Raw genomic sequence first — 23,907 nt, 5'->3', positions numbered from 1 at the left:
CCCATGTACAAACTCTTCTTCAACCTGGTCTTCAAGCGGATGGACCCCGAGAAGGCCCACTACACGGCCTTCCGGTGGATCCGCCTCGCGGCCCGCACCCCGGTCCTGCGGACCTTCGCCGCGGCCGCCCTCGCCCCCCGCCACGAGGAACTGCGCACCGAGGCCCTCGGCCTGCGGATGCACGGCCCCTTCGGCCTCGCCGCGGGCTTCGACAAGAACGCCGTGGCCATCGACGGCATGTCCATGCTCGGCTTCGACCACATCGAGATCGGCACCGTCACCGCCGAGCCGCAGCCCGGCAACCCCAAGAAGCGGCTGTTCCGGCTCGTCGCCGACCGGGCGCTGATCAACCGCATGGGCTTCAACAACGAGGGCTCCGCGGCCGTCGCCGAGCGCCTCGCGCACCGCCGTCCGGTCTTCAACACGGTCGTCGGCGTCAACATCGGCAAGACGAAGGTCGTGCCCGAGGAAGAGGCCGTCGCCGACTACGTCGCCTCCACCGAGCGCCTCGCCCGGCACGCCGACTACCTCGTCGTCAACGTCTCCTCGCCCAACACCCCCGGCCTGCGCAACCTCCAGGCCACGGAGTCGCTGCGGCCGCTGCTGACGGCCGTACGGGAAGCCGCGGACCGCACGGTCACCGGCCGCCGGGTCCCCCTCCTCGTCAAGATCGCCCCCGACCTCGCCGACGAGGACGTCGACGCGGTCGCCGACCTCGCCCTGGAACTGGGCCTGGACGGCATCATCGCGACGAACACCACGATCGCCCGCGAGGGCCTCGGCCTGAAGTCGGCGCCCGAACTGGTCAAGGAGACCGGCGGACTCTCCGGCGCGCCCGTCAAGGCCCGCTCCCTGGAGGTCCTGCGCCGCCTGTACGCCCGCGTGGGCGACCGGATCGTCCTCGTGGGCGTCGGGGGCATCGAGAACGCCGAGGACGCCTGGCAGCGCATCCTGGCCGGGGCCACCCTGGTCCAGGGCTACAGCGCCTTCATCTACGAGGGCCCGTTCTACGCCCGCGCCATCCACAAGGGCCTGGCCGCACGCCTGGCCACCAGTCCGTACGCGACCCTCGCCGAAGCGGTGGGCGCCGAAACCCGAAAGGCCGCGTGACCGCTGTGACCTCCGCCCCTGTGATCCCCTTCGGCAAGCGCCTGCGCGAGGCCATGGACACCCGCGGCCCGCTGTGCGTCGGCATCGACCCGCACGCCGCCCTGCTGGCCTCCTGGGGCCTGAACGACGACATCGCGGGCCTGGAGCGCTTCTCGCGGACCGTCGTCGAGGCGCTGGCCGACCAGGTGGCCGTCTTCAAGCCGCAGGCCGCCTTCTTCGAGCGCTTCGGCTCCCGGGGCATCGCGGTGCTGGAACGGACCGTCGCGGACGCCCGGGCCGCGGGCACGCTGGTCGTCATGGACGCCAAGCGCGGTGACATCGGCTCGACGATGGCCGCCTACGCCCAGACCTTCCTCGACCCGGCCTCGCCGCTCTTCTCCGACGCGCTGACCGTCTCCCCGTACCTCGGCTACGGGTCGCTCGCCCCCGCCGTGGCGCTGGCGCGCGAGTCGGGTGCCGGGCTCTTCGTCCTGGCCCTCACCTCCAACCCCGAGGGCGCGGAGGTCCAGCGGGCGGTGCGCGAGGACGGGCGGACCATCGGTGCGACGATGCTGGCGCACCTGGCCGCGGAGAACACCGGCGCGGAGCCGATGGGCTCCTTCGGAGCGGTCGTGGGTGCGACCCTCGGGGACCTGTCCTCCTTCGACCTGGACATCAACGGGCCGCTGCTGGCCCCGGGCATCGGTGCGCAGGGCGCCACCGCGGCCGACCTCCCGGCGGTCTTCGGCGCGGCCGTCCGCAACGTCGTCCCGAACGTGTCGCGCGGCGTCCTGAGCCACGGCCCCGACGCGGCCGCGCTCCGCGCCTCGGCCCTCGAATTCGCCGACGCCATCCGCAAGGCCATCGCGTCGGCCTGACGCACCCCCCTGGCGGGGGCCAACCTCAGCCCCGCCGGCGTGCCGATGAGGCTGGATGTGGCGGGGCCAACCTCAGCCTCGCCGGCGTTTGAGGCGCCCCAGGAGGGCCCCGCCGGCGTCAGCGGCCCCTCAGGCGTAGTTGAGCGGACGGTGGCCGCCCGTGTGCCTCCGGCGGCGCCTCAATCGCCGGCGGGGCTGGATGCGGCCGGGCGGTGGCCGCCCGTGTGCCTCCGGCGGCGCCTCAATCGCCGGCGGGGCTGGATGCGGCGGGGCGGCGCCGTCCGACCGCGGGATCGGGTCGTTCACGTCCGCCGTGGGGCCGGCCCATCGGTCCACATGACGAATTCGTACGTCCTCCGCCGGACAAAACCGGGGTATTTTGTCCGTGATGTACGGTTCAGTGGAGGCTGACCAGGACTTTTCGTCCGTTCTCGCTGACTGGAGCGGCCGCGGCCGCTAGTCTCCGACCAGAGTGAACGAACGGCGGACCTGCGGGACCGTCGTTCGTGGGGCTCGCCTGGTGAGGTGCCTTGTGTTCCCCACCGGTCCGTATCCGACAGTTCGACATCCGAGGTGACGTAGGCGTGGCTCTTCCGCCCCTTACCCCTGAACAGCGCGCAGCCGCGCTCGAAAAGGCCGCCGCGGCTCGCCGGGAGCGGGCCGAGGTGAAGAATCGACTCAAGCACTCCGGTGCATCCCTGCACGAGGTCATCAAGCAGGGACAGGAGAACGATGTCATCGGCAAGATGAAGGTGTCCGCTCTCCTGGAGTCTCTGCCGGGCGTGGGCAAGGTCCGCGCCAAGCAGCTCATGGAGCGCCTCGGCATTTCCGAGTCCCGGCGTGTCCGAGGTCTCGGTTCCAACCAGATCGCTTCCCTGGAGCGCGAGTTCGGCGGCAGCGGCGCCTGACGCGTCACCCGAAGTTCTCCCGGTGTTCTCAGGCAGTCCTGGGAGCCTGGATAATCGCTCTATGGCAGCAGAGGTACGTCCGCGGCTGACCGTGCTCTCCGGCCCCTCAGGGGTCGGCAAGAGCACGGTCGTCGCGCATATGCGCAAGGTCCACCCCGAGGTATGGCTTTCGGTCTCGGCCACCACCCGCAAGCCGCGGCCCGGTGAGCGTCACGGAGTCCACTACTTCTTCGTCACAGACGACGAGTTCGACAAGCTGATCGCCAATGGCGAGCTGCTGGAGTGGGCCGAGTTCGCGGGCAACCGCTACGGCACACCGCGCGGCGCGGTGCTGGAACGCCTGGACAACGGCGAGCCGGTGCTGCTGGAGATCGACCTGCAGGGCGCCCGGCTCGTCCGCGAGTCGATGGCCGAGGCCCAGCTGGTCTTCCTCGCTCCGCCCAGCTGGGAGGAGCTGGTCCGCCGGCTGACCGGCCGCGGCACGGAATCGGCCGAGGTCATCGAGCGCCGACTGGCGGCCGCGAAGATCGAACTCGCCGCCGAAGAGGAGTTCGACACCACCCTTGTCAATACCTCCGTCGAGGACGTGGCCCGCGAGCTGCTAGCCTTGGTGGCAGTTGTTTGATCGTTGTTCGATCATTACCCATCTTCGGAAGGTAGAGCGTGTCCTCTTCCATGTCTGCGCCCGAGGGCATCATCAACCCGCCGATCGACGAGCTGCTCGAGGCCACCGACTCGAAGTACAGCCTCGTGATCTACGCGGCCAAGCGTGCCCGTCAGATCAATGCGTACTACTCGCAGCTCGGTGAGGGCCTGCTGGAGTACGTCGGGCCCCTGGTGGACACCCACGTCCACGAGAAGCCGCTTTCGATCGCGCTGCGCGAGATCAACGCGGGTCTGCTGACCTCCGAGGCCATCGAGGCCCCGGCCACCTAAGCAGCACGCGACACCCGATTTTTGTCACCTCAGGCCCGGTAGACCGACTGCCGGGCCTGAGGTGTGTCATGTCTTAGGGTCGGTGTCGGTGTCGGTGTCATGTCGTCCCGGTGGGGCGGCGCGTGAGGTGACGAGGGAGTCGCAGTGGACAAGCCGAAGGTCGTGCTCGGGGTCAGCGGCGGGATCGCCGCCTACAAGGCCTGCGAGCTGCTGCGCCGGCTGACCGAGTCCGGACACGAGGTCCGCGTGGTGCCGACCGAGGCGTCGCTGAACTTCGTGGGCGAGGCCACCTGGGCCGCACTCTCCGGGAACCCCGCCTCCACCCGGGTCTGGGAGAGCGTCCACGAGGTGCCCCACGTGCGGATCGGCCAGGGCGCCGACCTCGTCGTGGTCGCCCCGGCCACCGCCGACATGCTGGCCAAGGCCGCCCACGGCCTCGCCGACGACCTGCTCACGAACACCCTGCTCACCGCCCGCTGCCCGGTGGTCTTCGCCCCCGCCATGCACACCGAGATGTGGGAGCACCCCGCCACCCAGGAGAACGTGGCCACGCTGCGCCGCCGGGGCGCCGTGGTGATCGAGCCCGCCGTCGGGCGGCTCACCGGCAAGGACACCGGCAAGGGGCGGCTGCCCGACCCCGAGGAGATCTTCGAGGTGTGCCGCGGGATCCTGCGGCGGGGCGCGGAGGCCGGGCCCGACCTCGCCGGACGGCACGTCGTGATCAGCGCGGGCGGTACGCGCGAGCCGCTGGACCCGGTCCGGTTCCTCGGCAACCGCTCCTCCGGCAAGCAGGGCTACGCCCTCGCCCGGACCGCCGTGGCCCGCGGGGCCCGGGTCACCCTCGTCGCCGCCAACGCCGCGCTCGCCGACCCCGCCGGGGTGGACGTCGTACGCGTGGGGACGGCCCTGCAGCTGCGGGAGGCGGTGCTCAAGGCGGCCGCCGACGCCGACGCGGTGGTGATGGCCGCCGCGGTCGCCGACTTCCGGCCCGCCGCCTATGCCGAGGGCAAGATCAAGAAGCAGGACGGGCAGGAGCCCGCGCCCGTCGCCCTGGTCCGCAATCCTGACGTACTCGCGGAGCTTTCCGCCGGGCGCTCCGTGCCGGGCCAGGTCGTGGTCGGCTTCGCCGCCGAGACCGACGACGTACTGGCCAACGGGCGGGCGAAGCTGCTCCGCAAGGGCTGCGACCTCCTCGTCGTCAATGAGGTGGGCGAGGCCAAGACCTTCGGTTCCGAGGAGAACGAGGCTGTGATCCTGGCCTCTGACGGGGCCGAGACGCCTGTGCCCTACGGACCCAAGGAAGCCCTCGCCGATGTCATCTGGGACCAGGTGGTGACCCGGCTGGCGCCGCCGGTCACCCTCCGACGCGCCTGAAAGACGGCCCTTTTCTCCGGCTGTCCGATGAGACAAGATGGAGTGCCGCAGGTCACACGGCTCCCACAAGGCGAGACGGGTGGTCCGGCAGACGGTGGCGACCGATAAACTGCACAAGGAACACGGCCAGGCGCAGCTCCCGGTAGTGTTCCGCCAATTGATCAGCCAGCAGCCGCTGCAACCCCAGGGAGCGATGTGTCCCGCCGCCTCTTCACCTCGGAGTCCGTTACCGAGGGCCACCCCGACAAGATCGCTGACCAGATCAGCGACACCATCCTCGACGCCCTGCTCAGGGAAGACCCCACCTCGCGCGTCGCGGTGGAGACCCTGATCACCACCGGTCTCGTGCACATCGCCGGCGAGGTGACGACGAAGGCCTACGCCCCGATCGCCCAGCTCGTCCGCGACAAGATCCTCGAGATCGGCTACGACTCCTCGAAGAAGGGCTTCGACGGCGCCTCCTGCGGCGTCTCGGTGTCCATCGGCGCGCAGTCCCCGGACATCGCGCAGGGTGTCGACACGGCGTACGAGAGCCGGGTCGAGGGCGATGAGGACGAGCTGGACAAGCAGGGCGCCGGCGACCAGGGCCTGATGTTCGGCTACGCCTGCGACGAGACGCCCGAGCTGATGCCGCTGCCGATCCACATCGCGCACAAGCTCTCGCGCCGCCTGTCCGAGGTCCGCAAGAACGGGACCATCCCGTACCTGCGCCCCGACGGCAAGACCCAGGTCACCATCGAGTACGACGGCGACAAGGCCGTCCGCCTCGACACCGTCGTCGTGTCCTCGCAGCACGCCTCGGACATCGACCTCGACTCGCTGCTCGCTCCCGACATCCGCGAGTTCGTCGTCGAGTACGTCCTCAAGCAGCTCGTCGACGACGGCATCAAGCTGGACACCGAGGGCTACCGGCTGCTGGTCAACCCGACCGGGCGCTTCGAGATCGGCGGCCCGATGGGCGACGCCGGCCTCACCGGCCGCAAGATCATCATCGACACCTACGGCGGCATGGCCCGTCACGGTGGCGGCGCCTTCTCCGGCAAGGACCCGTCCAAGGTCGACCGCTCGGCCGCCTACGCCATGCGCTGGGTCGCCAAGAACGTCGTCGCCGCCGGTCTGGCCTCGCGCTGCGAGGTCCAGGTCGCCTACGCGATCGGCAAGGCCGAGCCCGTCGGTCTCTTCGTCGAGACCTTCGGCACCGCCAAGGTCGACGTGCAGAAGATCGAGGACGCGATCGCCCAGGTCTTCGACCTGCGTCCGGCCGCGATCATCCGCGACCTCGACCTGCTGCGCCCGATCTACGCCCAGACCGCCGCCTACGGCCACTTCGGCCGCGAGCTGCCGGACTTCACCTGGGAGCGCACCGACCGCGTCGACGCGCTGCGCGCCGCCGCCGGTCTGTAAGCACAGCCGGATCACGCTTCACGAACGGCCCCGGACCTCACGGTCCGGGGCCGTTCGCCGTCCCGCGCGTCGTTCGCCGTGCCGTGACTGTCGGTGGCATGGGTGAGAATTCCGGTGTGAGCAGCCAGAACGAAGACGGGACCGGCGGGGCGCCGGAACAGCTCGCGCTGATGCGGGAGATGGTCGCCGAGGCGAAGGCCAAGGCGCCCAAGGCCAAGCCGCGCACCTGGCGCGGTGCCTCGCTGGCCCGGGAACTGCCCGTCGCGCGGATCCTCGTGAACAAGGGCGTGCTCCACCTCGACCAGCTCTGGGACTACGCCGTCCCCGAGGACCTGTCGGAGGCCGCGCAGCCCGGGGTCCGGGTCCGGGTCCGCTTCGGCGCGGGCTCCCACCAGGTGCACGGGGGCCGCCGCGAGGGCGGCGGCCTCATCGACGGCTTCGTCGTCGAGCGGCGCGCCGACACCGACTACAACGGCCCGCTCGCGGCCCTCGCCCAGGTCGTCTCGCCCGAAGCCGTCCTCGGCCCGCGCATGCTCGCCCTCGCCCGGGCCGTCGCCGACCGGTACGCGGGCAGCCTGGCCGATGTCCTCCAGCTCGCCCTCCCGCCCCGCAACGCCCGCGCCGAGGCCAAGCCCTCGCCGGAGCCGCTGCCCGTGCCCGCCGCGCCGGACCCCGGAGGCTGGGAGCGCTATCCGGCCGGGCCCGGCTTCCTGCGGGCCCTGGCGGCCGGAGCCGACCCGCGCGCGGTGTGGACCGCGCTGCCCGGGCCGGGCTGGGCCGACGAGCTGGCCCGGGCCATGGCCGCCACCCTCGCCTCCGGCCGCGGCGCCCTGGCCGTCCTGCCCGACGGGCGCACCGCGTCCCGGGTGGACGCCGCCCTGACCGCGCTGCTGGGGGAGGGGCGGCACGCGCTGCTGACCGCCGAATCCGGTCCCGAGAAGCGCTACCGGCAGTGGCTCGCCGTCCACCGCGGCTCGGTGAAGGCCGTGATCGGCACCCGGGCCGCGATGTTCGCACCCGTCAAGGACCTCGGCCTGGTGGCCGTCTGGGACGACGGCGACTCCAGCCACAGCGATGACCACGCCCCCTTCCCGCACGTGCGGGAGGTGCTCGAACTGCGCGCGGTCACCGACGGCTGCGCCTTCCTCGTCGGCAGCACCAGCTGCACCGTGGAGGCCGCCCAGCTCGTCGAGTCCGGCTGGGCCCGGCCGCTGGCCGCCGACCGGGAGCGGGTACGGGAGTGCGCGCCCCGGATCCGGACCGTGGGCGACGAACTGCTGGCCCGGGACGAGGCCGCGCGCGCCGCCCGGCTGCCGAGCCTGGCCTGGGAGACCGTACGGGAGGGACTCAAGGCCGGTCCGGTCCTGGTCCAGGTGCCCCGGCGCGGGTACGTGCCGCGGCTCGCGTGCGAGCGGTGCCGGACCCCGGCCCGCTGCCGCCACTGCGCGGGGCCGCTGGAGGCCCCCGACGAACGGGAGCTGCACTGCGGGTGGTGCGGGCGCGGGGAGGCCGCCTGGCGCTGCGAGGAGTGCGGCTCCGTCCGGCTGCGGGCCCAGGTGGTCGGCGCCCGGCGGACCGCGGAGGAGCTGGGGCGGGCGTTCCCGGCGGTCCCGGTGCGGACCTCCGGGCGGGACCACGTGCTGGACTCGGTGCCCGACCGGCCCGCGCTGATCGTGTGCACGCCGGGCGCGGAACCGGTGGCCGAGGGCGCCGGGTACGCCGCCGGGCTGCTGCTGGACGGCTGGGCGATGCTGTCGCGGCCCGACCTGCGGGCCGGGGAGGAGGCGCTGCGGCGCTGGATCGCCGCCGCCTCGCTGGTCCGGGGGGACGGCTCGGTGGTCGTCGTCGCCGAACCGACGCTGCGGCCGGTCCAGGCCCTGGTGCGCTGGGATCCCGTGGGGCACGCCGTACGGGAACTGGCCGAGCGCGCGCAGCTGGGCTTCCCCCCGGTCTCCCGGATGGCCGCGGTGGCGGGGCGGCGCGAGGCGCTGGACGCGTTCCTGGCGGGGGCCGGGCTGCCGGGCGATGCGGAGATCCTGGGCCCGGTGCCCTTGCACGGCCGCCGGGGCGAGCCGTCGCCCGGCGAGCGGGCCCTGGTCCGGGTGCCCCCGGGCAGCGGCGCCGCGCTGGCCGCGGCCCTCAAGACGGCCCAGGCCGCCAGGATGGCCCGCGGGGTCGCGGTGGCGGACACGATCCGGGTGCGGATCGACCCGCCGGACATCGGCTGACGCCCACGGGACCCTCCGGGGGCGCCTCAATCTCCCCCAGCTACCGCTGGGAGGTGCCCCCGGGCGAGGCTGAAATTGGCTCCGCCAACCCGCCCCCCGGCCGGGGCGACATCCAGCCGCGCCAGCGTTTGAGGCGCCTCCGGGCCGGGTTTGAAATTGGCTCCGGCAACCCGCCCCGGGCCGGGGCCATACCCAGCCCCGCCGGCGTTTGAGGCGCCTCCGGGCGGGGCTGAAACGGGCTCCGCCAACCCACCCCCACCCCCGGGGCCACATCCAGCCACGCCGGCGATCGAGGCGCCGCCGGAGGCACGGGAGCGGGCGCTGCCCGCTCTGCTCACGCCCCGGAAGGGGGGTCGGCCGTCGCCGGTCAGCCGTTGCGGGGGCCGGGGAAGGCCGAGGGACGCGCGGACGCGGCCCCCGCGGCGGACTCCTCGCGCTGCGGCTGCGGCGGCACCGACCGGGCGGCCGGGATCGTGGGCATCGGTGACATCGGGGGGATCCCCAGGGTCCGCGTGGTCGTTCCCTCGGCCAGCGGCTCGGCCGCCTCGGAGGCCTGCGCGCGCCGGGCCCCGTACCGCCGGTGCACGGCCTGCTTGGTGACCCCGAGGGCGGATCCGACCGCGTCCCACGAGAAACCGAGTGAGCGGTCGAAGTCCACCGCGGCGGTGACCAGCGTCTCGACGCTGTCCCGCAGTTCCTGCGCCAGGCGGACGGTGGGGGCGGGCGCGCGCCCGTAGACGACGAACCCCGTGGAGGGGCCGGAGCGGCGCGGGCGGTACACATTGCCCAGCTGGGCGGTGAGCGTACGCAGCGCATCCACCTGCCGGCGGACCCGCTCGATGTCCCGCACCAGAAGGTGCAGGCTGGCCCGCGCTTGGGCGTCGTGGGTGGCGTGGTCGGCCATGAAGAAGCCTCTCGAACCGGTGCTGAGGAGCGGATCGGGCCGCACACACCGTTCACACGCGGCCCGCTTCGGGTCAATCTCTCTTGACCAACGCGTCATGTGGCGCGTTGGTCACGCTGTGGGGGCGTGTCGGCATATGCGAGAGGCGCGCGCGTGTGCGTACGCCCCCCGTGTGGGTGGTGCGGGCGGGGGCCGGTGGGGCGGATGACCGTAGCTGGGGAGGAGGTGGCCGCCGGTGGGGCGCGGCCCGGGCGCCGCATAGACTGGTGCGCTGCTGACAGCCGAGATTAGCGAGGTAGACACCGGTGAAGCTCGTCTTCGCAGGCACCCCCGAGGTCGCCGTACCCGCCCTGGACGCCCTCCTCGCCTCCGGGCGCCATGAGGTCGCCGCCGTCATCACCCGCCCGGACGCGCCCGCGGGCCGCGGCCGGCGGCTGGTCGCGAGCCCGGTGGCCGAACGCGCCGAGGAAGCCGGGATCGAGGTCCTCAAGCCCGCGCGGCCGCGCGACGAGGCGTTCCAGGCCCGGCTCCGGGAGATCGGCCCGGACTGCTGCCCGGTCGTCGCCTACGGCGCCCTGATCCCCAAGAGCGCCATCGAGATCCCCTGCCACGGGTGGGTCAACCTGCACTTCTCGCTGCTGCCCGCCTGGCGCGGAGCGGCGCCCGTGCAGCACTCGATCATGGCCGGGGACGAGGTCACGGGCGCGTCCACCTTCCAGATCGAGGAAGGGCTGGACTCCGGCCCGGTCTACGGCATCCTCACCGAGGAGATCCGCCCCACCGACACCAGCGGCGACCTGCTGACCCGCCTGGCCTTCGCCGGGGCCGGTCTGCTGGCCGCCACCATGGACGGCATCGAGGACGGCACCCTGCGCGCCGTCGACCAGCACCCCGAGGGCATCTCGCTCGCGCCCAAGATCTCCGTCGAGGACGCCCGCGTGGACTGGACGGCCCCGGCGCTGCGCGCCGACCGGGTCGTGCGCGGCTGCACGCCCGCGCCGGGCGCGTGGACGGTGTTCCGCGGGGAGCGGCTCAAGCTCATCTCGATGGCCCTGGTGACGGACCGGACGGACCTGACGCCCGGCGAGCTGGCGCCCGCCAAGAACAACGTCTTCGTCGGAACCGGCTCCCACGCCGTGGAACTGCTCTGGGTCCAGCCGCAGGGCAAGAAGCCGATGAAGGCGGCCGACTGGGCGCGCGGGGTGCGGATCGCTCCCGGCGAGCGCCTGGGCGGGGCCGACGTAGGCTGAACCGAAGGACGAAGGCCGAAACCGGCCACCCGAACCGCACACCGCTAGATCTCACCTCCATCTCGTCTCGTAATCCCGGAGCACCTTTCACGTGAGCGAACAGCCCCGCCGTCCCGCCGCCGCGGGCGGCAAGAAGGCCAACCCCTACCGTCGGCCCAAGAAGGACCCCGTCCGGATCCTGGCCTTCGAGGCGCTGCGGGCGGTGGACGAGCGGGCCGCGTACGCGAACCTCGTGCTGCCACCGCTGCTGCGCAAGGCCCGTAAGGACGAGAGCTTCGACGCGCGGGACGCGGCGCTCGCGACCGAGCTGGTCTACGGGACGCTGCGCCGCCAGGGCACCTACGACGCCATCATCGGCGCGTGCATCGACCGGCCGCTGCGCGAGGTCGACCCGCCGGTACTGGACGTGCTCTCGCTCGGCGCGCACCAGCTGCTCGGCACCCGGATCCCCTCGCACGCCGCGGTCTCCGCGAGCGTGGAGCTGGCCCGGGTGGTGCTCGGCGACGGCCGTGCCAAGTTCGTGAACGCCGTCCTGCGCAAGATCGCCGCGAAGGACATGGAGGCCTGGCTGGAGCAGGTCGCCCCGCCGTACGACGTGGACGCCGAGGACCACCTCGCGATCGTGCACTCGCACCCGCGCTGGGTCGTCTCCGCGCTGTGGGACTCCCTCGGCGGCGGGCGGGCCGGCATCGAGGACCTCCTCGAAGCCGACAACGAGCGCCCCGAGGTCACCCTCGTCGCCCGGCCCGGCCGGTCCACGCCGCAGGAACTCCTCGAAGCGGTGGGCGAGGACTCCGCGCTGCCGGGCCGCTGGTCGCCGTACGCCGTCCGGATGGCCGAAGGCGGCGAGCCGGGCGCGCTGGAGGCGGTCCGCGAGGGCCGCGCGGGCGTCCAGGACGAGGGCAGCCAGCTGGTGGCCATGGCGCTCGCGAACGTACCGGTCGAGGGCCGCGACGCCCGCTGGCTGGACGGCTGCGCCGGTCCGGGCGGCAAGGCGGCGCTGCTCGCCGCGCTCGCCGCGGAGCGCGGCGCCTTCCTGCTGGCCTCCGAGAAGCAGCCGCACCGGGCGCGCCTGGTGGAGAAGGCGCTGGCGGGCAACCCCGGCCCGTACCAGGTGATCACGGCGGACGGCACCCGCCCGCCGTGGCTGCCGGGCTCCTTCGACCGGGTCCTGATGGACGTGCCGTGTACGGGCCTCGGCGCGCTGCGCCGCCGCCCGGAGGCCCGTTGGCGGCGCCGCCCGGAGGACCTGGAGGGCTTCGCGCCGCTCCAGCGCGGGCTGCTGCGCGAAGCGCTGTCCGCGGTGCGGGTGGGCGGGGTGGTCGGGTACGCGACGTGCTCGCCGCACCTGGCGGAGACCCGGATCGTGGTGGAGGACGTCCTCAAGGGCCGCGGCGCGGGCCACGAGCCGATCGCGGCCGAACTCATCGACGCCAGGCCCTACATGGAGGGCGTCCCGGCCCTCGGCGACGGCCCGGACGTCCAGCTGTGGCCGCACCTGCACGGGACGGACGCGATGTACCTGGCCCTGCTGCGGCGCACGGCCTGACGCCTTACCCGCCCTCCATGCCCTCCATGCCCTAGTCCAGGAGGGCGAGCAGTCGCGCCACCGCGTCGGCGACGGGCTGGCCCACCGTGCCGACGGCGGCCGCGATCTGCGCGACGCGGGCCAGGACGAGCCCGCGCTCGCGCAGGGCGCCGGGGTCGGGCGACAGCTCGGGCAGCGCCCGTTCGACGGTCCGGTCCTGCTCCGGGGTGAGGTGCTCGCGCAGCTCGCCGAGGAGGCGGGTGAGTTCCGCGACGGCGGCGCCGAGCCCGGTCTCCTGGACGCCGCCGCCGACGGTGCCGTAGTTGATGCCGACGTTGTCGTGGCCGTCGTTCATGTTGACCACGGGTCCGTAGTAGTTCGAGCTCGACGTCTCGCTCACAGCCTCATCCCCGTGTTCCCCCTGCCGCCGTTCATGTTGACGACGGGACCGAAGTGGTTCGTCTGGTTGCTGTGGTACTGGTGCACGACCGTGGTGAATTCGGCTTCCGGGTGGTCGATCGCGTACACGATCTGTGCCGCGATGTGCCGCAGCTCGTCCATGTTCGGCAGGGTCAGCAGGATCATGGAGCCGCCGGCCGTCTCGACGGCCAGCACCGGTTTCGGCCTCTTGAACAGGGCCGCGAGCGCGAGGACGACCAGAACGATCAGGGCCAGCGGGAGCAGGGTGTTGCTGTTCCCGCCGCTGATCGCGTCGCCCTGGCTCACGTAGGCGAGCGCGGCGAGCAGCAGGGCGGCGCCGATCAGCCACTTGACTGAGCTGACGAAGGCCTCCCACCGCGAGGGCTGGAACCTGAAGGCGTCGACGAGGGTGATGTTGCGCAGCGGCACGGCCGCCGAGCCGACCCACAGCATCCGGCCACTGACCCGGAGCACCAGCCGACCCCGCCCGACGGACGCCGACGGCTCCCGGGGCGGTGGGGGTGGTGGAGATGGTTGGGGTGGTGGGGATGCTGGGGGCGGCGGGGCCCCGACGTTTCCTGTGGAATCCATCTGCTCCCCCGTGGTGGTCGCGCCAGCCCACACAGTGCGGAGCACCATTAAGCGACCGCGGCTCGGTGAGGGGCAGACGGAATACGGCCATTTTCGGCATGCTGGCTGGAAGGGGGGCCCGGCTGGCGCCGGGTGCGGCTTCGCCGCAGAGGGTGCGTTGTGCGCGTCCGGGGTCGGGGAGGTTCCGGGGGCTGCCCGCCAGTTCAACTGTCTCTTCGTGCCGGGTCACGCTGTCAAGGGCGCTCCTTCGTCGCGTCGCTTCGCGATGGCCTTCGGCCACCCTTGACAGCGCGCCCCGTCACGAAAAGCCAAGAACTGTCGGGCGGCCCCCGGGGGAAGGCATGGGGGACAGGAGCCACTTATCGGGGTTCCGGGCGGGTGGCCCAGGGGCCAGGTGCGGCCAAGCCGCGCCCTCCGGGCGGACAAGCGACAAGCCGCACCCAAATCGCTACGCGCTCCTCCGGGAGCGGCGTCTGCGGCCCCGTTGGGGCTGGTGAGTGGTGCGGGAAGGCCGAAAGCTCGGCTGGACGAGCATGGAGTCGAGTCAAGCCGCTCCCACCACTCAACACCCCTCCAATACGCCCCTTTTGTGATGCTTTGGACCCACAGCCTTGGGGCGGACGGCCGGCTGACCCGTCTCCACTTCGGCTGACGGAAGTCCGGGCCACAAACAGCCCGCAGACGCCTCCCCAAGCGCAACTGTGTAGCGATCTGTGTGCGGGTCTGTTGCTTGTCGCCTGTCCGCCCGAAGGGCGCGGCATGGCCGCACCCGGACCCCGGGCCGGTGACCAAGGCACTGGAGCATGGACCAGGTCCCCCATGCCTTCCCCCGGGGGCCGCCCGACAGTTCTTGGCTTTTCGTGGTGCCGTGACCTGTCAAGGGTGGCCGAAGGCCATCGCGTAGCGACGCGACGAAGGAGCGCCCTTGACAGGTCACGGCACCACGAAGAGACAGTTGAACTGGCGGGCAGCCCCCGGAACCTCCCCGACCCCGCCCGCACAACGCCACCGCCCCCCCGCGGCGAAGCCGCGCCCCGCCCCCGGGCACCCGAAGCCACCGCCCCCCGCGGCGGAGTCGCGGCCCTCCGGGGTCGTGTCCGGAACTGGTTGCGGGCATGGCACGCTTGGGGGCATGGCCGTTCAGATCAATCCCAGCATCCTGTCCGCGGATTTCTCCCGTCTCGCCGAAGAGGCGAAGGCCGTCGAGGGCGCCGACTGGCTGCACGTCGACGTCATGGACAACCATTTCGTGCCGAACCTCACCCTCGGCGTGCCGATCGTGGAGTCCCTCAGCCGTGCCACGGACATCCCGCTGGACCTGCACCTGATGATCGAGGACCCGGACCGCTGGGCCCCGCAGTACGTGGAGGCCGGTGCCGGATCGGTCACTTTCCACGCCGAGGCGGCCGCCGCGCCCGTACGTCTGGCCCGGGAGATCCGCGCCAAGGGCGCACGCGCGTCCATGGCGCTCAAGCCCGCGACGCCGATCGAGCCGTACGAGGACCTGCTGCCCGAACTGGACATGCTGTTGATCATGACGGTGGAACCCGGCTTCGGCGGGCAGCCGTTCCTCGACATCATGCTGCCCAAGATCCGCCGCACCCGGGAGCTGATCGGCAAGCACGGCCTGGAGCTGTGGCTGCAGGTGGACGGCGGGGTGTCGGCCACGACCATCGAGCGCTGTGCCGAGGCGGGCGCGGACGTCTTCGTGGCCGGCAGCGCGGTCTACGGAGCGGTCGACCCGGCCGCCGCGGTCCGCACCCTGCGCGAGCAGGCGGACCTGGCGATCTCCGCGGCCCCCTGGGCGTGCGGCCACTGAGCCAAGGTGAGCGAAGGCTTGGTGAACAGCTCGGTGAACGCTGGCTGTCCAGGCTGATCAACGGCCGTCGGATCTGACAGGATGAACGGCGAGTCGAGAATGTGAACAGCAGTGAGGAGAACGCGGTGTCTGCAATGTCGGCGGGACGGTCAGCCCTGCGGATGGGACCCGCGGAGCTGGTGCAGGCGGCGGCCATGGCGCGCCGCTTCTACCTGGAGGGCAAGTCCAAGATCCAGATCGCCGAGGAGTTCGGCGTGAGCCGCTTCAAGGTGGCCCGGGTCCTGGAGACCGCCCTGGAGCGCGACCTCGTGCGCATCGAGATCCGGGTGCCCGCCGAACTGGACGCGGAGCGCTCCGACGCGCTGCGCGCCCGGTACGGCCTGCGGCACGCGGTCGTCGTGGAGTCCCCGGCCGATGCGACCGAGGACGCTCCCGACCCGGAGAACCTCGGCGCCGTGGCGGCGGACCTGCTCGGCGAGCTGGTCAACGAGGGCGACGTGCTGGGCCTGGCGTGGGGCCGCTCCACCATCCACATGGCCGCGTCCCTGCACCGGCTGCCGCCGTGCACCGTGGTCCAGCTGACCGGTGTGTACGACGCCGGGACGGCCGAGCGCGGTTCGGTGGAGGCCGTCCGGCGCGCCGCCCAGGTCTCGGGCGGGGACGCCCACCCCATCTACGCGCCGATGCTGCTGCCCGATCCGGCGACGGCGGCCGCGCTGCGCGGCCAGACCGGCATCGCGCGCGCCTTCGAGTACTTCGACAAGGTGACCGTCGCGGCGGTGTCCATCGGGTCGTGGGAGCCGGGCATCTCGACCGTCCACGACATGCTGACGGACGAGGAGCGGGCGCACTACGCCTCGCTCGGCGTCGCCGCCGAGATGTCCGCGCACCTCTTCGACTCCGAGGGCCGCCGGGTCGGGCGGGACCTCGGCGAACGCTGCATCACGGTCGAGGCGGACCGGCTGCGGCGGATCCCGGAGGTCGTGGCGATCGCGGGCGGGCTGCGCAAGGCCTCGGCGATCGGGGCGGTGCTGCGCTCGGGGCTGGTCACCAGCCTGGTGACGGACACCGCGGTGGCGGACTTCCTGCTGACCGAGTCCCAGCCGGGGCTGCGGCCCGCGCTGGAGCGCGCCGACCCCGACGACCTGGTGCAGTAGTAGGCGTAGTAGGCCCTCCGTGGGCGAATTCCAGGGGCCCTCGGCCATCTGACCTCCGCGATTCGCGGGCGAAACGGATATTTGGCACCATCAGCGCATGATCTTCCGGAGCGTGCCCCGCCAGCTGCCCCGTCGGCTGCTGCGTCTGCTGGGGGCTGTGTTCCTCTGCGTGGCCCTGGTGGGTGCGGCGGGCTGTGCGGGGAAGAAGGACCCCGCGCCGCCGGGCTCCGCCGCGTCGAGCGGTTCCGCCGCCGGCGGCTCACCGGCCCCCCGCTCCAGCGCCGCTCCCGGGTGGGCGAAGGGGGTGAAGACCGTCCGGGCCGCGGAGCTGCCCGAGCAGGCGCGGGACACGCTCGCACTGATCGACAAGGGCGGACCGTACCCGTACCGGCAGGACGACACCGTCTTCGGGAACTTCGAGAAGGTGCTGCCGCAGCAGAAGCGCGGCTACTACCACGAGTTCACGGTGAAGACCCCGGGCTCCCGGGACCGCGGTGCGCGGCGGATCATCACCGGTCAGGGCAGCGAGTTCTTCTACACGGACGACCACTACAAGACCTTCAAGGCGGTTCTCCGATGACCCTGGACCCCCGCGCCCTCGCCCCCGCCCTGGCCGCCGCCGAGGAGGCCGGCTGGACGACCGTACGGCTCGATCTGGACGGCGTGCGCAGCAAGGACGAGCTGATGCGCAGGTGCGGGGAGGCGCTGCGGCTGCCGGAGCACTTCGGCGGGAACTGGGACGCGCTGGCGGACTGTCTGATCGACCTGTCCTGGCTGCCCGAGGCGCCGGGGCGGCTGCTGGCCGTCACTTCCTGGCGCGGCTACGCGGTGGCCCGGCCGGGGGACTGGGAGACCTTCCGGGACGTGCTGGAGCAGGCCGTGGACTTCTGGCGGAACTCCACCGAGGGCGCGCTGACCGTGCTGCTGGCGGAACCGGGCGACAAGCCCCGGCCGAAGCCGGGGCCGCCGCCGCGCCGGGGCTGACGGCTACGGACCCGTGGCTGCTGCCACGGGTCCGTGGTCCTGCCGGGATCAGTCCGCCTTCGGTACCCACGGCGGGGTCTGGCCCCAGGACCAGACCGGGATCTTGGCCGCGTCCACCGGGGGCGGGTTGGGCCCGGAGTAGATCAGTGCCATCCGGGTGCCCCACTCGATGTAGTAGACGAACACCGCCCGGAACTCGGGGTCGGTCGGCAGGCCGACCTCGTCGGCCGTGTCGAGCAGCAGGTCCACCCAGCGGCGGCGCTGCTTCTCGGTGATCGCGCGCCCGAGGTGCTTGGTGGCCATGTGCTGGTGGCCGCCGTGGTGGGCGGAGTACTCGGCCGGGCCGCCGAACACCTCGGACAGCCAGGCCGCGACGTGCTGGGGGTGCTCGGCGTCCATGCCCGCGAAGACCGGGGCGAGGATGTCGTCCTGCAGGGCGTACGAGTAGAAGACGTCGGTGAGGCGGTTCATCGCCTCGGCCCCGCCCATCCACTCGTAGATCGTCGGCGTGCTCATGACCTTCAGGAAGCCTTTCCCGTGCCCACGACATCGGTGACGAGGTAGTGCTGCATCTCCTCGATGGCGGTCACGTACGGGCGGATCGCGGTGAAGAACGCCGGGAAGTGCTCGCCCTTGCGGAAGCCGTTCAGGTGGGCGTCGACCGAGGTCCAGCGGATCCGCAGGATGTAGCGCTCGCGCTCCTCCTCGCAGTGCGCCAGTTCGTAGTCGACGCACTCCGGTGAGGCGGCCAGGGCCTCGGCCGCCCGCCGGTACGCGTCCTCGAAGGCCGGCTGGTCGTCCAATGCGATCCGGTAGCGGATGTATTCGACGGTCGTCGTCATGGTGTGCGTGCCTCTCCCTGGGTTCGGGTGTTCGCGGCTACCCTTCCGCGATCATTGGTCCCTGGACGCGCTTTTCCGCTATTCGGACCCGGACTTCCTGGAGTCGTCGGATACGGGGGTCTCGGCGCCGGGCTTCTCGGCCCCGGCCTGGTCGGGGCCCTGCGCGCGGACCTGCTGGACCTTCTCCAGCGAGCCCCGCAGGTCGGCGAGCCAGGCGTCCGTGTTCGTCCCGACGAGGCGCACGCACCAGGCGAGCGCGTCGGCCCGGCTGCGGGCGACCCCGCCCGCGACCAGGGTGTCGAGCACCGCGCGCTCGGACTGGCGCAGCCGGGTCATCACGGGCACGGCGAGGTGGGTGAAGAGGGTCCGCTCGCCCTCGGCCTCCACCCCCCAGGCCACCTTGCGCTGGTAGAGCTCCTCGGCCTCGCGGGCGACCTCGATGCGCTGCTCGCGGGTGCGCTCGCGGAAGCCCCGTACCGACTCGGCGGCCGGGATGCGGCCGACGACGGTGATCTCCTCGCGGTCGACCACCACCTCGACCAGCTCTTCGTAGACGTCGATGGGCAGGCGCTCCGCGAACCAGCCGCGGAGCTGTTCACGCTGTTCGGCTGTAATCATGTAATCAACGTTGCATCCGGTGCTTCGTTGATCGCAAGGGTTCGGGTCCCGTTCCCGCCGGATTTCGCTCTCAGCCCATCGAGCGGTAGCGGTGGATCAGGGACACCGCCATCGCGCCCTCGCCCACTCCCGAGGCGACCCGCTTGACGGAGTGGGCCCGGACGTCGCCCGCCGCGAAGACCCCGGGAACGCTGGTCTCCAGCGGGTACGGGGCCCGCTCCAGGCTCCACTCGGCGGGCAGCTCGCCGCCGTTGGAGATCAGGTCCGAGCCGGTCAGCACGAAGCCGTACTCGTCCCGCTCGACCACCCCGGCCAGCCAGCCGGTGTGCGGGCGGGCACCGATGAAGGTGAACATGAAGCGGGCCGGGACCTCGGTGTCCTCCCCGGTGTCCGCGTGGTGCAGGACGATCCGCTCCAGGTGCCCGTCCCCGTCCAGCGAGACCACCGTGGTGCGGACCCTGACCTCGATGTTGGGGGTCCGCGCGATCTCGTCGATCAGGTACTGGGACATGCTGTCGTCGAGCGAGGCCGCCCGGACCAGGATCGTCACCCGCGCCGCGTACTTGGCGAAGTGGACCGCCGCCTGACCGGCCGAGTTCGCCCCGCCCACGATGAACACGTGCTGCGAGATGCAGGCTGAACTCTCCGTCGTGGCCGCCCCGTAGTACAGCCCCGCGCCCTCGAAGCGGTCCGCGCCCGGAGCCTGGAGCTTGTTGTACGCGACCCCGGTCGCCAGCAGCACCGTCTCCGCGCTGATCTCCGTACCGTCCGCCAGGGTCAGGATCTTCGCCGGATCGTCGCGGGTCAGCGAGACCACCTCGACCGGGTGCAGGATCTCGGCGCCGAACCGGGAGGCCTGGATGGTGGCCCGGCGGGTCAGGTCGCCGCCGGAGAGGCCCGAGGGGAAGCCCAGGTAGTTCTCGATCAGGCTGGAGGTGCCCGCCTGGCCGCCCGGCGCCCGGGAGTCCAGCATCAGCGTGGTCAGGCCCTCGGAGGCGGAGTACACCCCGGCGGCCAGGCCCGCCGGGCCCGCGCCCACGATCACGCACTCGTAGTGCGGGCGCGAGGCGGTGGTGGCCAGGCCCAGGCGCCCGGCGAGTTCGGTGTCCGACGGCGCGGAGAGCACCGCTCCGTCCGGGAAGCGGACGAGGGGCAGCGCGGCGCCCGGCTGCGCGGCGAGCAGGGTCAGCGCCTCGGGATCACGCTCGACGTTCAGGAAGCGGAACGGCTGCCCGTTGCGGGTGAAGAAGTCCCGGACGGCGTGGGTGCCGGGGGACACCAGGTGACCCGCGACGATGATCCCGTCGTAGGCGGGCCGGTAGGTGGCCAGCCAGTCCGACAGCAGGTCGTCGAGGACGGGGAAGAGCCGCTCGTGCGGCGGGTCCCACGGCTTGAGCAGGTAGTAGTCCAGGCGGACCCGGTTGATCGCGGTGATCGCCGCGTCCGTCTCGGCGTAGGCGGTCAGCAGGACGCGCCGGGCGTCCGGGAAGCGGGAGACCGCTTCGAGCAGGAACTCCACGCCCGTGACGTCCGGCATCCGCTGGTCCACCAGGAACAGCGCCGGGTCGTGGCCGCGTTCGTCGAGGGAGTCGAGGATCTTCAGGGCGTCGGCGGCGGAGGACGCGCCCAGCACCCGGTAGCGGTCCCCGTAGGCGCTGCGCAGGTCGCGGCGCACGGCCCGCAGCACCTGCGGGTCGTCGTCCACGGCCAGGATGACCGGCTTGCGGTTCTCCGCGCGGGCGGCGGTCGCCGCGGTCGCGGCGGCGGTGGACGTGGGACCACCGGACGCGGCTCCGGCGGGGGCCGTGCCGGGCGTGGTTCCGGGGGCCGCCGGGCTCCCGGGGGCCGCGCTCACGCCGGGTCCAGCATGAGCTGGTCGGCGTAGCACCAGGCCCAGTACTCGCCCGGCTCGTGCGAGGCCGCGATGGGATGGCCGGAGGCCCGGTAGTGGCGGGTGGCGTGCCGGTTCTTCGAGGAATCGCAGCACCCCACGTGGCCGCAGCCGAGGCACATCCGCAGGTGGACCCAGCCCTCGCCCAGCGCGAGGCATTCCTCGCAGCCCTCCGCGGAGGGCTTCACCGGACGTATCTGATCGATGTGCGCGCAACTACTTTCCATCGGCCCCGTCCTTCTCCTCGACCTTGATGCTGACCTCGATCGTGACCTCGGCTCCGATGTCGCCCCGACTCCGGCCTCGGCGTCCAGACCATAGGACGGGACCCGGGAAGTGGTTCATGGATTCGGCCGAAGTCAGGAAGTCCTGCGGGTACTTCATGAACTCCCCGCACGACTTCGTGAGGTGCCCGCATGACCTGGGCCGCTACCTCACGTAGTCGCACACCGGCGCTTTGACGCAGGCCCGGGACGGAAGCAGTGTGGGTCACGCCAACGACAACAGGCGGCGCCTGGAGGAATCTGTGAGCAGAAAGATTCTGGTCATTGTCTCCGAACACGGTTACTGGGCCGAGGAACTGATAGGGCCCGTATCGAAGTTCGACGAGCGGGGCTACGAAGTCGTATTCGCCACCCCGACCGGAAAGCGCGCGCACGCCCTTCCGCCGAGCCTCGACGCGAACTACATCGACCCCCCGCTGGGGCGCTCGGTCACCACCGAGGAGAACGCCCGGCTGGGCCGCGAGTTCGAGCAGTCGAGCCGGCTGGACTCGCCGCTCGACATCGAGGCATGGGCGCCGGAGCGCCCGTACACGAGCGACGAGGGCTATCTGCGCAAGCTGGAGCAGTACCACCGCGACCTGGACAAGCTGCAGGCCGACATCGACGGCTACGACGCCGTGCTCATCGTGGGCGGCAGCGGACCCATCGCCGACCTCGCCAACAACGAGCGCGTCCACGCCCTGATCCTGGCCTTCCGGAAGGCCGGCAAGGTCGTGGCCGCCGAGTGCTACGGCGTGGCCTGCCTGGCCTTCGCCCGCGACTGGGGCGACCGCCGCAGCATCATCTGGGGCAAGCACGTCACCGGCCACTGCAAGGAGTACGACTACAAGGACGGCACCGGATTCCTCGGTACCGACTTCAACATGGGCCCGCCGCCGTACCCGCTGGAATACATCCTGCGCGATGCCACGGGCCCGCGCGGGGCGTACCACGGGAACTTCGGGAAGCCGGTCTCGGTGATCGTCGATTACCCCTTCGTGACCGGCCGTTCGACCCCGGATTCCTATCTGACGGGTCAGAAGATCGTGGAAGTCCTGGAGGACGGTCTCACCCGGTACGGATGGTAGCCGTCTCCGGAAGTCCGAGTCCGAGTCCGACCTGACGGTCCGGCAACCCGTGTGAATCGAGGGGGAATTCATGGAAGCCACTCCCGGACGGGAAAGGCTGATCGAGCAGTTCAAGGCCGACGGCCTGAATGTCATGTTCGGGAATCCCGGGACCGTGGAACAGGGATTCCTCGATGCGGCCGACGCGGCGGACGATTTCCATTACGTCCTCGCCCTCCAGGAAACGGTGGCCGCGGGCATCGCCGACGGCTATGCCCGCGCCACCGGCGGTCCGGCGCTGCTCCAGCTGCACTCCGGTGTGGGTCTGGGCAACGGCATCGGCATGCTGTACCAGTCCCTGCGCGGCCACACCCCGCTCGTCGTGATCGCCGGTGACGCCGGGGTCCGCTACGACGCGATGGACGCGCAGATGGCCGCCGACCTGGTCGCCATGGCCCGGCCGGTCACCAAGTACGCGACCCGGGTCACCGATCCGCGCTCCGTCCTGCGCACGGTCCGGCGGGCCGTGAAGATCGCCCTGACCCCGCCGCGCGGGCCGGTGTTCGTGGCGCTGCCGATGGACGTCCTGGACGAGCTGAACTCCGAGCCCGTCCTGCCGGCCACCGTGCCGCTGACCGATGTGGCGCCCTCGCCCGCCTCGGTGGGGCGGGCGGCCCAGCTGCTCGCCGCCGCCGAGCGGCCCGTCGTCCTCATCGGCGACGGGGTCGCGCTCTCCGGGGCGCAGGCCGAACTCGCGGCCGTCGCCGAGCTGCTGGGCGCGGACGTGTACGAGGTCGACTCCTCGGAGGTCAACATCGCGGCCTCGCACCCCCTGCGCCGGGGCCAGAGCGGCCACATGTTCGGCCCGCACAGCAAGGAGCTGATCGCCGGGGCGGACGGGGTGCTGATCGTCGGCACCTATGTCTTCCCGGAGGTCTTCCCGGAGCTGGAGAGCCCCTTCCGGGCGGGCGCCAAGGTCGTCCACATCGACCTCAACGCCTACGAGATCGCCAAGAACCACCCGGTGGACCTCGGGCTCGCCGCCGACCCGAAACAGGCGCTGCGCGCGCTGGCGGGCGTACTGGAACGCCTGCTGACCCCGCAGCGGCGGGCGGCGGCCGCCGCCCGGCTGGACGCCCGCACGCGGGAGCGGGCCCTCGCGGCCCGCGACACCGGGCCGGGGGACGGCACGCCGATGGCCGTCTTCCTGCGGACGCTGGCCGAGCGGACCGGCGGCGACCTGATCGTCGTCGACGAGGCGCTGACCACCTCCCCGCTGGTCACCCGTTACCTGCCCGCCGAGCGGCCCGGGGACTACCACCTCACCCGGGGCGGTTCCCTCGGGGTCGGCTTCCCGGGCGCGGTCGGCGCCAAGCTGGCCCGGCCCGACCGGACCGTGGTCGGTTTCGCGGGGGACGGCGGGTCGATGTACACCTACCAGGCGCTGTGGACCGCCGCCCGGCACGGCATCGAGGCGAAGTTCGTCGTCTGCAACAACCGCAAGTACCGGCTGCTGGACGACAACATCGCCCAGTACTGGCGGGAGCGGGACATCCCCGAGCACGGGTTCCCCGGTTCCTTCGACCTCTCCCGTCCCGAGATCGACTTCGCCGGGCTGGCCCGGGCGCTGGGCGCGGGCGGGATGCGGGTGGAGAAGCCGGACGAGGCGGCCGCGGCCGTCGGCCGGATGCTGGAGCACCCGGGCCCGTTCCTCGTCGACATCCAGATCTGAATCCGGATCTGATGCGACACCCCT

24 protein-coding genes are annotated in these 23,907 nt (G+C 72.2%); 16 read left to right on the top strand and 8 right to left on the bottom strand.

Translation table 11 applies throughout. The features are described from left to right. The first annotated feature begins 3 nt into the window (after positions 1-3). The 8 genes from OHS33_RS06625 to OHS33_RS06590 all read left to right on the top strand — a co-directional run bounded on the left by OHS33_RS06625 (position 4) and on the right by OHS33_RS06590 (position 8,817). Positions 4-1,110, top strand: a complete 1,107-nt coding sequence (locus OHS33_RS06625; protein ID WP_330329441.1) for a quinone-dependent dihydroorotate dehydrogenase — start codon at positions 4-6, stop codon at positions 1,108-1,110. A 5-nt stretch (positions 1,111-1,115) separates the two neighbouring features. Beyond that, positions 1,116-1,967, top strand: a complete 852-nt coding sequence (gene pyrF / locus OHS33_RS06620; RefSeq protein WP_330329440.1) for an orotidine-5'-phosphate decarboxylase — start codon at positions 1,116-1,118, stop codon at positions 1,965-1,967. A gap of 584 nt (positions 1,968-2,551) precedes the next feature. Continuing rightward, a complete protein-coding gene (locus tag OHS33_RS06615; protein ID WP_330329439.1) occupies positions 2,552-2,875 on the top strand; it encodes an integration host factor in 324 nt (107 codons plus the stop codon). 61 nt (positions 2,876-2,936) lie between these two features. Next, the gene (gmk, locus tag OHS33_RS06610) at positions 2,937-3,500 is read left to right on the top strand and encodes a guanylate kinase (RefSeq protein WP_330329438.1); all 564 of its coding nucleotides are present in this window, start codon (positions 2,937-2,939) and stop codon (positions 3,498-3,500) included. A gap of 38 nt (positions 3,501-3,538) precedes the next feature. Further along, the gene (gene rpoZ, locus OHS33_RS06605; RefSeq protein ID WP_283451425.1) at positions 3,539-3,811 is read left to right on the top strand and encodes a DNA-directed RNA polymerase subunit omega; all 273 of its coding nucleotides are present in this window, start codon (positions 3,539-3,541) and stop codon (positions 3,809-3,811) included. A gap of 144 nt (positions 3,812-3,955) precedes the next feature. Further along, the gene (gene coaBC, locus OHS33_RS06600; protein WP_330329437.1) at positions 3,956-5,185 is read left to right on the top strand and encodes a bifunctional phosphopantothenoylcysteine decarboxylase/phosphopantothenate--cysteine ligase CoaBC; all 1,230 of its coding nucleotides are present in this window, start codon (positions 3,956-3,958) and stop codon (positions 5,183-5,185) included. 195 nt (positions 5,186-5,380) lie between these two features. Continuing rightward, complete coding sequence (gene metK / locus OHS33_RS06595) at positions 5,381-6,589, top strand: methionine adenosyltransferase (protein ID WP_330329436.1); 1,209 nt, start codon at positions 5,381-5,383, stop codon at positions 6,587-6,589. A 98-nt stretch (positions 6,590-6,687) separates the two neighbouring features. Beyond that, positions 6,688-8,817, top strand: coding sequence for a primosomal protein N' (locus tag OHS33_RS06590; RefSeq protein ID WP_330329435.1), 2,130 nt, complete (start codon positions 6,688-6,690; stop codon positions 8,815-8,817). A 367-nt stretch (positions 8,818-9,184) separates the two neighbouring features. Here OHS33_RS06590 and OHS33_RS06585 read toward each other — a convergent pair whose 3' ends face one another. Continuing rightward, a complete protein-coding gene (locus OHS33_RS06585; protein ID WP_330329434.1) occupies positions 9,185-9,721 on the bottom strand; it encodes a hypothetical protein in 537 nt (178 codons plus the stop codon). A 305-nt stretch (positions 9,722-10,026) separates the two neighbouring features. On the opposite strand from OHS33_RS06585, the gene fmt reads away from it, so the two are divergent. Further along, entirely contained in the window at positions 10,027-10,971 is a 945-nt protein-coding gene (fmt, locus tag OHS33_RS06580) for a methionyl-tRNA formyltransferase (protein WP_330329433.1), read from the top strand. Positions 10,972-11,062: 91 nt separating this feature from the next. Next, entirely contained in the window at positions 11,063-12,520 is a 1,458-nt protein-coding gene (locus OHS33_RS06575) for an RsmB/NOP family class I SAM-dependent RNA methyltransferase (protein WP_330329432.1), read from the top strand. A gap of 31 nt (positions 12,521-12,551) precedes the next feature. On the opposite strand, the gene OHS33_RS06570 is transcribed toward OHS33_RS06575, so the two are convergent. Both OHS33_RS06570 and OHS33_RS06565 read right to left on the bottom strand, forming a co-directional pair. Then, a complete protein-coding gene (locus OHS33_RS06570) occupies positions 12,552-12,899 on the bottom strand; it encodes a hypothetical protein (protein ID WP_330329431.1) in 348 nt (115 codons plus the stop codon). Beyond that, complete coding sequence (locus tag OHS33_RS06565) at positions 12,896-13,393, bottom strand: DUF6232 family protein (protein ID WP_330329430.1); 498 nt, start codon at positions 13,391-13,393, stop codon at positions 12,896-12,898. The genes OHS33_RS06570 and OHS33_RS06565 overlap by 4 nt, the downstream gene beginning before the upstream one ends. Positions 13,394-14,642: 1,249 nt before the next feature. On the opposite strand from OHS33_RS06565, the gene rpe reads away from it, so the two are divergent. The 4 genes from rpe (at position 14,643) to OHS33_RS06545 (ending at position 17,470) form a co-directional block, all read left to right on the top strand. After that, positions 14,643-15,329: a ribulose-phosphate 3-epimerase gene (gene rpe / locus OHS33_RS06560; protein WP_330329429.1), complete on the top strand. Its 687-nt coding sequence runs from the start codon at positions 14,643-14,645 to the stop codon at positions 15,327-15,329. A gap of 134 nt (positions 15,330-15,463) precedes the next feature. Further along, positions 15,464-16,486, top strand: coding sequence for a sugar-binding transcriptional regulator (locus OHS33_RS06555; RefSeq protein ID WP_443065420.1), 1,023 nt, complete (start codon positions 15,464-15,466; stop codon positions 16,484-16,486). 97 nt (positions 16,487-16,583) lie between these two features. Next, positions 16,584-17,066 (top strand): ribonuclease domain-containing protein, encoded by a 483-nt coding sequence (locus tag OHS33_RS06550; protein WP_330329427.1) that lies wholly within the window; start codon positions 16,584-16,586, stop codon positions 17,064-17,066. Further along, entirely contained in the window at positions 17,063-17,470 is a 408-nt protein-coding gene (locus OHS33_RS06545; protein WP_330329426.1) for a barstar family protein, read from the top strand. Before OHS33_RS06550 ends, OHS33_RS06545 begins: the two co-directional genes overlap by 4 nt. A gap of 48 nt (positions 17,471-17,518) precedes the next feature. On the opposite strand, the gene OHS33_RS06540 is transcribed toward OHS33_RS06545, so the two are convergent. The 5 genes from OHS33_RS06540 to OHS33_RS06520 all read right to left on the bottom strand — a co-directional run bounded on the left by OHS33_RS06540 (position 17,519) and on the right by OHS33_RS06520 (position 21,048). Further along, positions 17,519-17,986: a group II truncated hemoglobin gene (locus tag OHS33_RS06540; RefSeq protein WP_330329425.1), complete on the bottom strand. Its 468-nt coding sequence runs from the start codon at positions 17,984-17,986 to the stop codon at positions 17,519-17,521. 5 nt (positions 17,987-17,991) lie between these two features. Next, the gene (locus OHS33_RS06535) at positions 17,992-18,312 is read right to left on the bottom strand and encodes a putative quinol monooxygenase (protein ID WP_330329424.1); all 321 of its coding nucleotides are present in this window, start codon (positions 18,310-18,312) and stop codon (positions 17,992-17,994) included. Between the two features lie 78 nt (positions 18,313-18,390). Further along, a complete protein-coding gene (locus OHS33_RS06530; protein WP_330329423.1) occupies positions 18,391-18,930 on the bottom strand; it encodes a hypothetical protein in 540 nt (179 codons plus the stop codon). A 70-nt stretch (positions 18,931-19,000) separates the two neighbouring features. Further along, positions 19,001-20,635, bottom strand: a complete 1,635-nt coding sequence (locus OHS33_RS06525) for an FAD-dependent oxidoreductase (protein ID WP_443065419.1) — start codon at positions 20,633-20,635, stop codon at positions 19,001-19,003. Between the two features lie 146 nt (positions 20,636-20,781). Continuing rightward, positions 20,782-21,048, bottom strand: coding sequence for a UBP-type zinc finger domain-containing protein (locus tag OHS33_RS06520; RefSeq protein WP_330329422.1), 267 nt, complete (start codon positions 21,046-21,048; stop codon positions 20,782-20,784). 299 nt (positions 21,049-21,347) lie between these two features. Between OHS33_RS06520 and OHS33_RS06515 the strand changes: the two genes are divergently transcribed. Together OHS33_RS06515 and OHS33_RS06510 are read left to right on the top strand one after the other, a co-directional pair. Beyond that, positions 21,348-22,172, top strand: a complete 825-nt coding sequence (locus OHS33_RS06515; protein ID WP_330329421.1) for a type 1 glutamine amidotransferase domain-containing protein — start codon at positions 21,348-21,350, stop codon at positions 22,170-22,172. A gap of 70 nt (positions 22,173-22,242) precedes the next feature. Continuing rightward, positions 22,243-23,883: a thiamine pyrophosphate-binding protein gene (locus tag OHS33_RS06510; RefSeq protein WP_330329420.1), complete on the top strand. Its 1,641-nt coding sequence runs from the start codon at positions 22,243-22,245 to the stop codon at positions 23,881-23,883. The last annotated feature ends 24 nt before the right edge of the window (positions 23,884-23,907 follow it).

It is taken from the genome of Streptomyces sp. NBC_00536, assembly GCF_036346295.1.
GTDB lineage: Bacteria > Actinomycetota > Actinomycetes > Streptomycetales > Streptomycetaceae > Streptomyces.
Note: the sequence above shows the minus strand (reverse complement) of the source record. Positions and strands in the feature narration are given on the sequence as shown.

Bases quoted from the DNA above. Each gene is read 5' to 3' on its own strand.
- OHS33_RS06510 (WP_330329420.1), top strand. From the start codon at position 22,243: ATGGAAGCCACTCCCGGACGGGAAAGGCTGATCGAGCAGTTCAAGGCC.
- rpe (WP_330329429.1), top strand. From the start codon at position 14,643: ATGGCCGTTCAGATCAATCCCAGCATCCTGTCCGCGGATTTCTCCCGT.
- OHS33_RS06545 (WP_330329426.1), top strand. From the start codon at position 17,063: ATGACCCTGGACCCCCGCGCCCTCGCCCCCGCCCTGGCCGCCGCCGAG.
- OHS33_RS06540 (WP_330329425.1), bottom strand. From the start codon at position 17,986: ATGAGCACGCCGACGATCTACGAGTGGATGGGCGGGGCCGAGGCGATG.
- OHS33_RS06535 (WP_330329424.1), bottom strand. From the start codon at position 18,312: ATGACGACGACCGTCGAATACATCCGCTACCGGATCGCATTGGACGAC.
- OHS33_RS06585 (WP_330329434.1), bottom strand. From the start codon at position 9,721: ATGGCCGACCACGCCACCCACGACGCCCAAGCGCGGGCCAGCCTGCAC.
- OHS33_RS06530 (WP_330329423.1), bottom strand. From the start codon at position 18,930: ATGATTACAGCCGAACAGCGTGAACAGCTCCGCGGCTGGTTCGCGGAG.
- OHS33_RS06625 (WP_330329441.1), top strand. From the start codon at position 4: ATGTACAAACTCTTCTTCAACCTGGTCTTCAAGCGGATGGACCCCGAG.
- OHS33_RS06520 (WP_330329422.1), bottom strand. From the start codon at position 21,048: ATGGAAAGTAGTTGCGCGCACATCGATCAGATACGTCCGGTGAAGCCC.
- OHS33_RS06555 (WP_443065420.1), top strand. From the start codon at position 15,464: ATGTCGGCGGGACGGTCAGCCCTGCGGATGGGACCCGCGGAGCTGGTG.
- OHS33_RS06550 (WP_330329427.1), top strand. From the start codon at position 16,584: ATGATCTTCCGGAGCGTGCCCCGCCAGCTGCCCCGTCGGCTGCTGCGT.
- gmk (WP_330329438.1), top strand. From the start codon at position 2,937: ATGGCAGCAGAGGTACGTCCGCGGCTGACCGTGCTCTCCGGCCCCTCA.
- OHS33_RS06590 (WP_330329435.1), top strand. From the start codon at position 6,688: ATGGGTGAGAATTCCGGTGTGAGCAGCCAGAACGAAGACGGGACCGGC.